Origin of the sequence: Microcoleus sp. PH2017_28_MFU_U_A, from assembly GCF_020738035.1 — a bacterium.
Classification (GTDB): Bacteria; Cyanobacteriota; Cyanobacteriia; order Cyanobacteriales; family Microcoleaceae; genus Microcoleus.
On record NZ_JAEQCX010000180.1, the window covers coordinates 1 to 10,106 of the forward strand.

General features: G+C 44.2%; 10 protein-coding genes and 1 pseudogene. 8 read left to right on the forward strand and 3 right to left on the reverse strand.

Translation table 11 applies throughout. The features are described 5' to 3' along the window. Positions 1 to 99: 99 nt before the first annotated feature. Positions 100 to 570: pseudogene (locus JGK14_RS32515) on the reverse strand (reverse transcriptase N-terminal domain-containing protein); the annotation flags it as partial. Between the two features lie 902 nt (positions 571 to 1,472). On the opposite strand from JGK14_RS32515, the gene JGK14_RS32520 reads away from it, so the two are divergent. After that, complete coding sequence (locus JGK14_RS32520) at positions 1,473 to 2,177, forward strand: hypothetical protein (protein WP_293192977.1); 705 nt, start codon at positions 1,473 to 1,475, stop codon at positions 2,175 to 2,177. An 803-nt stretch (positions 2,178 to 2,980) separates the two neighbouring features. Here the strand turns inward: JGK14_RS32520 and JGK14_RS32525 are convergent. After that, the gene (locus JGK14_RS32525; protein WP_293178233.1) at positions 2,981 to 3,412 is read right to left on the reverse strand and encodes an NADAR family protein; all 432 of its coding nucleotides are present in this window, start codon (positions 3,410 to 3,412) and stop codon (positions 2,981 to 2,983) included. 48 nt (positions 3,413 to 3,460) lie between these two features. Next, the gene (locus tag JGK14_RS32530; protein WP_293178099.1) at positions 3,461 to 4,174 is read right to left on the reverse strand and encodes a hypothetical protein; all 714 of its coding nucleotides are present in this window, start codon (positions 4,172 to 4,174) and stop codon (positions 3,461 to 3,463) included. A gap of 121 nt (positions 4,175 to 4,295) precedes the next feature. Here JGK14_RS32530 and JGK14_RS32535 point away from each other — a divergent pair, with 121 nt between their 5' ends. From JGK14_RS32535 to JGK14_RS32565, 7 genes are all read left to right on the forward strand, one after another. Next, complete coding sequence (locus tag JGK14_RS32535) at positions 4,296 to 5,375, forward strand: dipeptide epimerase (RefSeq protein WP_293196687.1); 1,080 nt, start codon at positions 4,296 to 4,298, stop codon at positions 5,373 to 5,375. A gap of 242 nt (positions 5,376 to 5,617) precedes the next feature. Beyond that, on the forward strand, positions 5,618 to 6,427 hold the full coding sequence (locus JGK14_RS32540) for a Uma2 family endonuclease (protein WP_442921500.1): 810 nt from the start codon (positions 5,618 to 5,620) through the stop codon (positions 6,425 to 6,427). Between the two features lie 94 nt (positions 6,428 to 6,521). Continuing rightward, positions 6,522 to 7,571 (forward strand): DUF1611 domain-containing protein, encoded by a 1,050-nt coding sequence (locus JGK14_RS32545; RefSeq protein WP_325315951.1) that lies wholly within the window; start codon positions 6,522 to 6,524, stop codon positions 7,569 to 7,571. Positions 7,572 to 7,614: 43 nt separating this feature from the next. Beyond that, positions 7,615 to 8,250: a type I restriction endonuclease gene (locus tag JGK14_RS32550; protein ID WP_293196689.1), complete on the forward strand. Its 636-nt coding sequence runs from the start codon at positions 7,615 to 7,617 to the stop codon at positions 8,248 to 8,250. Beyond that, entirely contained in the window at positions 8,247 to 8,714 is a 468-nt protein-coding gene (locus tag JGK14_RS32555) for a GNAT family N-acetyltransferase (protein ID WP_293192968.1), read from the forward strand. The genes JGK14_RS32550 and JGK14_RS32555 overlap by 4 nt, the downstream gene beginning before the upstream one ends. Positions 8,715 to 9,122: 408 nt before the next feature. Then, complete coding sequence (locus JGK14_RS32560; RefSeq protein ID WP_293178115.1) at positions 9,123 to 9,344, forward strand: hypothetical protein; 222 nt, start codon at positions 9,123 to 9,125, stop codon at positions 9,342 to 9,344. 286 nt (positions 9,345 to 9,630) lie between these two features. After that, complete coding sequence (locus JGK14_RS32565; protein WP_325315952.1) at positions 9,631 to 9,840, forward strand: hypothetical protein; 210 nt, start codon at positions 9,631 to 9,633, stop codon at positions 9,838 to 9,840. The last annotated feature ends 266 nt before the right edge of the window (positions 9,841 to 10,106 follow it).

Consider the following 10,106-nt stretch of genomic DNA (forward strand, 5'->3'; position numbering starts at 1 on the left):
TGTCTTGCCGAAGCCTCTTCTTTTGGGAGAAGATTCTTGTGTAGCTTGCGGGTAATCCTCTACCCATTTCAGGGTTAGTTTCTACCCAACGAATCGCACACCGGGTCTAAAACCATATGAGTTTGGCTCAAAGAGAGCCTCCCATTCTGGTTCAAGTGCTGCTTTCACAACTGCTTGTAAGGCGCGGTCGTACATTGTGGGTATACCTAATGGTCTAGACTCATTAGTGCCTGGTTTTGGTATCATTACCCGACGTGTCGGTTGTGATTTACCAGTTGTTTTGAGTTGACCTACTAGCTCAAAGCGTTGCTTCGGGGTTAGTGATTTAATACCATCCACACCTGCTGTACGCACGCCAGTATTGTCTTGTGTGACCCGTCGTATCGCTAGAACCTTATTAGACCACGAATTAATCAAGGTCTTTTGAAGCTTCCTCACTGCTTTTACATCGCCACGCTCACTTGCTCGATAGATACGTTTTTGCAACTTGAATGTCAATCTTTCGGCTTTCCGCCAATTGATTTGATTCCATTCCACCGTCGGGTTATCCCGCGTTTTAGACTTGTTCATTGCTATTCTTGTTCCTATCCTTGAAGTTACCGTGTATCCGTTAGCATATCCCTGTCATTACAACAGGGCATTGGCTTCTGATACAATCCCTCTCTCGTATATCATTCGTTAGCTACTTACCGATAATCGACCTGATTCCAGAAATATACGAGAGTTACTTCGTTCCAGATATACATTGATTGAGTTTTTAGTGTGATGCTATCCACCGGGTTTATGGGCGGTGCTTATAGGTCGAGTGCAAAATCGCCTATGCCCTAGCCTTGCCATTTTGGCTTGGTCTTAATCAGTCTTTACCGTGTTTCTCAACGGGTTTATTCTTGATTCAGCCGTTAGACCATCTATACTATCGATGGTTCAGACACATCTTTGCTTTCGCTATACATGAACTCTTGCTCAACAGTTACCAGTTTCGGCTACCAGTAGTCTGCCTTTTATCCCCGCTTTACGCTGCTAGTTGCTACTTAACAAGGTAGGGGATATGCTTTTACCGCTGCACTTGCGGACTGGGACTTGGGATGAACCGCACCCAGATGTGTATCCAGTTATGATGACTATGTAGTCACCCTAGCCATCCCCTAAGTATTGCTACTCAGTTTCGACTAAACGAATCGCACTTACTTTTTATATTGTACGTCTATTTTGACGTATATCGGGAATCGACCAACAAAATCGATCGAACTCCTGTGGGATGGGCATCTTGCCCGTCCCTGCTTCCCAGGCTCTGTCTGGGAACCAATATCCAGAGACTCTGCCTAGCTTGTCTCTGATTCGCGGGAGGCAGAGCTTCCGGATCTACCTCCCCAGGCAGAGCCGGAGAATGAGAAAAAAGTATATAAAAATCGGCAAAATCTTCTTGAAGTTTTGTTACAATACGCAAAACTTGATATTTTAAACTATACGGAATGACCTTCTTCAACCCCTGTGAACCTCTAATCCGCTCCAAACAAGAACATCTCGACGTACAAGACCTCGCAGGCCTCTTGCGCCTCCGCTGGCAAGTCGGAGATATTACTCTTTTCTCAGGATTTTATACCCGCATTGACCAAACTTTTCTGCTTTGGGCTTTGGTGACGGCGGGGATTTTTTTCACGGCTCAGTTTGTCCCGCTTAGTTGGAGCTTTCAGGCGATTTTGTGGTCAACAGTGACTCTAATTGGCACTGCGATCATGGCTGTTTTGACTTTGTTTTGGGTAAAGGTTGAGCGGGTTAGCTGGATTCTTTACTCTTGGGCGATTTTGATGATTTCTGGTTTGATTTTGACGGATTGCAGTATTTTTGCGGGTTGGGGATTTTGGTTGCTGCATCTGTGCGATTTGTGGTTGGGGTTGAGCGCGATCGGCTATTTTTGTACTGGACTTGGTTTGCGATCGCGCACTTTTATCCTCATCGGGCTAACTCATTTATTTAGCATACCTCTATTAACATTCGTTGCCCCTTGGCAATATCTAACCACAGGGATAATTATGGCGGGATGTTTGCTGTTACTCTCAGAGTTGCAGTGGGATATGCGATCGCCGATCGACAATACGTTGCTGTGCGAAGAACAAAAAGAATTCAACCGAATTCAACAGCAACGGCGGCAGTTGGGCGCGAATGCAGCCAAATAACTCAAAAATCTTAACAGTCCGCAATCTTATAATTCGCTGAAAACTCACTTAAGCTGCGATCCCCGAACCTAAGTCTGAGAGAGGATTCCAAAAGTGCGATCGATCTCTTAATCAAAACAAAAACAGCATCTTTTAGATCGAAAAAGTGTAAAGAATTCTGTACAACAGGTCACAATTTAGAGAAATCGCAGAGAATAGAAACATACAGCATAAATAAAAAATCAACCTTAACCAGAACAGGAGTTTTGTTGTTTTACCTGTGAATCGCCAACCTAAGGAGAACGGTGTCCGGGAGGCGACTGGCGAAAAATGCTGTACTTACCACGATAAAAGTTAATTCTGGTTGACAGTAGTTGTCAAAACCAAAAAGTGGTGCAGGGTTTTTACCGTTTCCCCTGCTTTGCAGTCTCTGAGGAGAGGCTAAACCCTCTACTAGAACAGCCTGAGGAGATTGGCACACAATTTGACAGGTGGTCAGGCGGATGTTTGAGTTACCTTGTTTAATAAAATTGAGGAAATGCTCGCTTAGCAGCATTGCAGGACTTAGGATTAAATAAGTCCTGCTTTATCATAGGTTCGTAGTAAGGACTTTAGTCCTCCCTCTTGAATTTAGAAAGAAAGGACTGAAGTCCTGACTACAAACTTGTAGGTTATGTTTTACTCGCTACGTGCCTTTTCGCAAAAGGGTGCATCTGGTTTTGGAAGAGGGCGAAGCATGACCGTATATAAGTTATTAGTTCTAATCTCATATTGACTGCGGTCATGCTTCGCCCCTACAGATATATTTGTCAAACCCAGATACACTATCGCAAAATTTCTCGCACTTCCATTAAAATCTGTCCCAACATATTTTTGCCACTGCCATCTTTCCCACAACCCCAATAGTAATCTCCAGGTGCGTTTTCGACTATTTCTTCATCCCCGGTAGCGAGTAAAATTTCGCGGATATCGGCATGAGTTTCAAATTTGCGTAATACGCATTTTCGCATGATATCATCTTTGACTTGTTCCCAATCTTGGCGCAGGGGACGAGAGCGTTCGCGCCCCATTGTTGCTGCATCTTTCGGCGTTTTTGCTTGGCGAATTTGCTCGCAGTGTTCCGTTTGGGGAAACTTTTGTGCTTGAAAATAATGTTCGGTAGTCGGCCAGTATTCTCCGTCTAACTTGAATCCGTGACGGGAAAAGTTAGAGAAACTACCGTATTCGCTGCGAGTGCTGTAAAAGTAGATAGTCATAATGTCTCCGATTTCAACCGCCATAATAACTTGGGTCTACGGCCAGCTTTACCTATCTTGATTCTCCACTATCTTAAACTGCAAATCAATATTTTCAAGATGGGAACCAATGTAAGACAACAAAGCGTAGATAAATACGATCGTTCCCACCATTTCCAAAATTTCCTCAACCGAAGCCAGCAAACCGTAGATCAAAGTTCGCTGACCTACCGCATCTGCATAATAACCGCAAACCATTTCCATGCCAAGCGCTCCACCTACATATATACTGCCTGCGAGTAGAAATAAATCCCTGGTTTTTCGGGGTAAGTGCCAGAGAAACTTGAGATAAGTCAGCCCAGTAACTGCAACAAAAATCGCCCCCGGAATTACCCAAATGAAGTAAAAAAATCCCCCTAAATTCAGTGACTCTCGCAAGTCGTTAATAATTAATATTTCATGCAGGCTCAAGATTTCATCTAAAGAGAATAATACAAAGATGAACCCTAGTGCCTTCCAATGCCGAAAATATCGATCGCCCTGCTTCTGCTTGGCAGCAGCAATAATACCTAGCAAAATCCCGCAAAACAGTAAAGTAAATGACGAGTACCACGAGGGATAATTTATTTCTCTGTCTAAATTAAACAAATGAATCCAGCGTTCGCGATAGTTAAAACCGTAGCGCAGAACTTGTACGGTGAAACCAGCAACAGCAAAGAAGAGCACCCAAATGCTAAGAGAGAAGGCAACTCTCTTTGGCGAAACAGAAATAATGAATTTCATCGACTTTTTGGTAAACTAGAACAAGCAAAATAAAACTATAAAGTAAAAAATAAAAAATGCAAACATCCGCGCTATCCGTCTCTGCTGATTGTTCTGTATAAAAAAATACTAATAACTGAAAATGCGCGTTCAAATTCAAACCTTCACTGTCCGCAAGCGGTTTGCACTTACCATCAGCCGCGGTACAACAGCCCAAAGTACCAATTTGTGGGTAAAATTAACACACGAAGGTATCGAAGGTTGGGGAGAAGCATCGCCCTTTTCCACAGGTTCTAAGCCCCAAACTACCGAGAGTCTGCTAGCAGCATTGCAGGAAGTTGCACCGCTACTAGAAAAGTTTACTCCGTGCGATCGCCAAAAAGTCGAACAAATCTTCACAGAAATCGAGTTACCCTCCGCCGCCCGCGCCGGCATCGACATGGCAATGCACGACTGGCTGGGCAAAAAAGCAGGCTTCCCGCTGTGGAAAATGTGGGGATTAGATCGATCGCGCATTGTCCCCACATCAGTCACCATCGGCATAAATTCGCCGAGGAGTGCGAGAGACAGAGTGCGCGATTGGTTTGGCAAAGATGGGACAAATCCCGCCAGCATCAAATACCGCGCTGTCAAAATCAAGTTGGGAAATCCCGCAGGAATTGAAGCCGACAAAGCTATGTCGATCGCAGTATTAGACGAAGCGCCGGCTAACATTCAAATCAGTGTAGATGCTAACGGCGGTTGGAGTTTAAAAGAAGCAGTAGAAATGTGTCGCTGGCTGGAAAAATATAACATAAATTATGTCGAACAACCGCTATCACCAGTCGCGGATATGGCTGAATTCTCGGAACTTTACCGTCAATCGCCCTTGCCAATTTTTGCTGATGAAAGTTGCTTTAATAGTTCTGATATACCCAAGTTAGCACAGTGCGTCCACGGCATCAATATCAAAATGATGAAATCCGGCGGATTGAGCGAAGCAATGCGGATGATTCACACCGCAAAAGCCTGCAATCTGCAAGTGATGTTCGGCTGCTATTCCGATAGTGCGATCGCAAATACCGCAGCAGCACAACTTTCTCCCCTCGCTGATTACTTGGATTTGGACAGTCACTTGAATTTACTAGACGATCCTTTCAGCGGCGCAGTCGTTGAAAATGGGTGTTTGCTGCCAAATGGGCGATCGGGATTGGGAGTGCAGCGAATTGACCTTGTAGAATAGAAATATCGTTAAACAGTTGACAGTTGACAGTTGACAGTTGACAGTTGTAGCGTGCGTCGCCACCAACCATCACAAATAAAAATCGACCATTGATGAGCGACGCACCTTACTTACAGTTGACAGTTGATAGAGGAAGCACGAGGTTTTCAGGATGGGGATTTACAGCCAACCCTAAAAATATTCCACCTAAAGACGAGCGTTTTAAAACCATGAATTTCGATCAAAACAAATCTGGAGATACTATGATGCCAGTAGAATCAATAGGACAGGGAATTGATAGAGAAGCCAAGCTTTTTTTTGAAGAACACAAGCCGCCCACTGATTTAATCTTTGATGATGGTGCAGAAATGGAAAGCAACCGCCACCGCATAGCAATGACCGTTTTAATCCGTTCGGCAGAACAAGGTTTAGCTAACCGGAACGATTTTTTTGTCGGTGGCAATATGTTTATCTACTTCAGTGCCCAACAGGTTCGCAATCGGGATTATCGAGGCCCAGATTTTTTCGCTGTGTTGGGTGTTGACGGCAATACTTCCCGACAAGGCTGGGTAGTTTGGGATGAAAACGGACGTTACCCGGATATCATTGTGGAACTGCTTTCACCATCAACGGCTAATGAGGATATAGGCAAAAAAAAGGATATTTACGAGCAGGTTTTCAGAACGCCAGATTATTTTGTCTTCGATCCTTTCGATCCGAATTCTTTGCAGGGATGGCGTTTAGATAATAATCAACGCTATCAACCGTTAGTCCCCAACGAACAGGGCTGGCTGTGGAGTCAAAGTTTGGGCTTTTGGTTGGGGACTTGGGACGGAATTGTCGATCGAGAAACAGCAACTTGGGTGCGTTTTTACGACGAATCTGGCAATCTAATTCTGTTACCTGAAGAAGCTGCTCAACAGCAAGTCGAAGCTGCTCAACAGCAAGTCGAAGCTGCTCAACAGCAAGTAGAAGTTGCTCAACAGCAAGCGGAACAGGAACGCCAACGAGCCTCGCGACTAGAAGCCAGATTGCGAGAATTGGGAGAAGATCCGAATGCTTTAAACCAGTAATCGCAAATCACAGCGAACAATCAATTGTAGATTATAGATTGTAGATTGTAGATTTAATCTACAATCTACAATTTTTCAGCTTAAAAGTGAACCAATGACTAAAAACTATCCTATCAAAAATGGCAAAGTTGCTATCTTGCTGCACGAGGGAATTCTCGGTACTTCCGGCAAAACAGGCTTAGCTTTTTTGCGCTACAGCGAAGCACCAATTGTAGCAGTAATTGACCGCCAATGTCCGGGACAATCTTTATCTGAATTAGCTGGCATTCCTCAACAAGTACCGATAGTTGCTTCCGTTGCAGAAGCACTGCAATTGGCGCCGGACATTCTGCTAATTGGTATCGCTCCATCCGGCGGTGTTTTGCCCCCGGAATGGCTGCCAGAAATTAATCAAGCGGTAGCAGCAGGTTTGTCGATTGTCAACGGTTTGCACGCGAAACTTGCACCTTTGATAACGGTTCCGTTAACCGAAAATCAATGGATTTGGGACGTGCGTCAGGAACCGAAGTCTGTTGGGGCGATCGCCTCTGCCGCCGCTGCTAAATTAAGCTGTCGCCGCGTGTTAACTGTCGGTACAGATATGAGCGTTGGCAAAATGTCAACCAGTTTGGAACTCAATCGCACTTGTTTGCAGCGGGGTTGGCGTTCCAAATTTTTAGCAACCGGACAAACGGGTTTAATGATCGGAAATGAAGGCCTTGCATTGGATGCAGTTCGAGTTGATTTCGCCGCCGGTGCTGTCGAACAAATGGTATTGAAATTAGGTTCTGACTGCGATATTCTGCACGTAGAAGGGCAAGGTTCGCTATTGCATCCGGGTTCGACGGCGACTCTGCCGCTGTTGCGGGGCGCGCAGCCAACTCACTTAATTTTAGCGCACCGAGCCGGACAAATTCACATTCGCAATCACCCGCACGTATCGATTCCTAGTTTGTTGAAAGTGGTTGAATTGTACGAAATGGTGGCCGCTGCTGCGGGTGCTTTTGTTGGGGCAAAAGTCAGCGCGATCGCTCTCAATACTCATCACTTAACTCACGCAGAAGCGCTGTTAGCAATAGCAGGAATTCAAGCAGAAACGCGATTGCCTTGTACCGATCCGGTGCGGTTTGGTGCGGAGGTTTTGTTGGAGACGATCGCCAATTGATATGCTACAATAAGTTACAACTAGCTAAGAGCTACAGAAAACTATGACACAAAGCATTCAAGCAAAAACACTGACACTGCGCGATGTCAAAACAAAATTTAACTTCCAACTTGCTGAAGACGAGCAATTCTTCCGGGAGTGGATTGAAGATTTGCCAGAAATAACAGACGCAGAAAAGCGATCGCTCGACAAGGTAAAAGCAGGCTATATCAATAGTACCTCATACCCTTTCCTAGAAGATACTGTAAAAATGGTGGTACTAGCTCCTTTGCTATTTGTAGCAGATTTTTTCCTAACTCCCTTTCACATAGAATGTGAAAAATCTGTTGAACTGATTGTCGAAGATGAAGATATAATTGTTAGGGGCAGCATAGATGTCCTATTATTGCTGCAATCTTTTTGGGTTGTGGCGATCGAAGCCAAGCGATCCCAATATTCCGTTGAAGCTGGACTTCCTCAATTGCTATTTTATATGCTGAATGACCCAAATTCAGAACAACCAACGTTTGGGCTGCTGACTAATGGCAGCAGTTTCCGATTCATTAAAGTGACTAAACAAGATACACCGCAGTATGCTTTATCTAAGTTGTTTGATATTCAGAATCCCGGCAACGAACTTTACGAAGTTTTTCGCATTTTCAAACGAATCGCTGCTGTAGTTTCCAGCTATAACTCATGATTGCAAGTTCTGTTTCCTTACCATCTGGATGCACAATCCGCCAAGCGTCGGAGCGAGATATCAAATCAATTAGAATGTTAGTTTGGAGTGCGAAACTCGATCCGACTCAGTTGCGCTGGGAGCAATTCTGGGTGATCGAATGTGAGGGGAAATTGGCTGCTTGCGGACAATTGCGGAAGTTTACGGGCGCGGAAGAGTTGGGTAGTTTGGTGGTGGCGAAGGATTGGCGCGATCGCGGTTTGGGCATTTACCTGACAAAACATTTAATTCAACAGGCTACAGAACCGCTATATTTAGAATGTTTGGGAAAGCGGCTCGCATCATTTTATACCCGCTTTGGCTTCGTAGAAGTTTCCGTGCAAGATTTGCCGCAGTCCCTGAAATTCAAGTTCGGTTTGTCTCAGTTAGGTAAAACTTTATTCAGACTTCCGGTAACAATTATGCAGTATCAAGCAGGTTCTTGATAATTATGACTTTTATGAAATTGAGATTCTGAATTTATGAATTAATTTTAAGTTCGATTTGTTCAATAATTGCGATTACAGGGCTAAGGCTAAAAAATGGTTTTGTACGCTACTTAGAGGATTCGCTGTTCGTACTTATTCCGCACTCTATATATACAGATTATGCTTCTGGGGCTGACTTCAGTCCTGATGAGACAAGAAAGGACTGAAGTCCGAACCATCGAACCTCAGACAACAACGGACTGAAGTCCGAACCATCGAACCTGTAACGGGTATTTTACTAGCGATGGTGTCGGTCACGCACTAGATATGTATGGATGTTCCGGATTGCCCGATCGACTTTGCGTAAACTCAGGATTCACAGCCTGCGGTAGTCCAGTTGCCTAAATTGGCACAGCTACCAGTCAGATGAGTAGGCTGAAACTATTGATAAATCGTTGTTTGCAGGCTGACGAGTGTCCTGTGCCAGTACCAGACGATAAAAGTGTCAGGGCGATCGCACCAAACACATTCGATTCCTGGGAAATTAGTAAGTGTCAAGCAAACGAGTCACAGCCCAATCACAAAAAAGCAACCCCAAAAATAAAACATCTTCACAGCAGCAGTAATGCGGAATCAGCCAATCCCTAGTGTAGATAACCACATCTACCCTTGAGGTAAATCCCACCCACGGCTCAACCACTAAATCGTTAATTCAATACCTCGGAATTACCGAATTTAAACTCCCGCAACCGCTTCTCAAATCCCTTCTAAATTTCAAAAATTCTTGGGCTTCGATCCGGATAAAAGAAGGAAAGACAAGAACAATGAAATATCAGAACAATCAATCAATCTCAACCGAGGAAATGCAGCCTCTCAAATAGCAGAAACCGACAATTACACATCCATTTATTGTAACACAACAGGAGTAAATATTATGTTCAACGTAGTAAAAGCTTTCGGCTCTATCTTCTCCACTCAAGGATACAGCACAGCCAACAATCTGTTAATCAAAAATTACGTCAACACCAACTTTAACTATTTCAACGAAGAAGCAGTCGTCGATGAATCGATTTACCCGAATCAAACAGGTCGCGTCCGCTTCCAAGGCATCACTCTGTTAGTTTCCCTCGTTCCCGCAGACTAAATCAGAGCATTAACAACCAGGAAATGCAGCCTCTCAAATAGCAGAAACCGACAATTACACATCCATATATTGTAACAAAACAGGAGTAAATATTATGTTCAACGTAGTAAAAGCTTTCGGCTCTATCTTCTCCACTCAAGGATACAGCACAGCCAACAATATGTTACTCAAAAATTACGTCAACACCAACTTTAACTATTTCAACGAAGAAGCAGTCGTCGATGAATCGATTTACCCGAATCAAACAGGTCGCGTCCGCTTCCAAG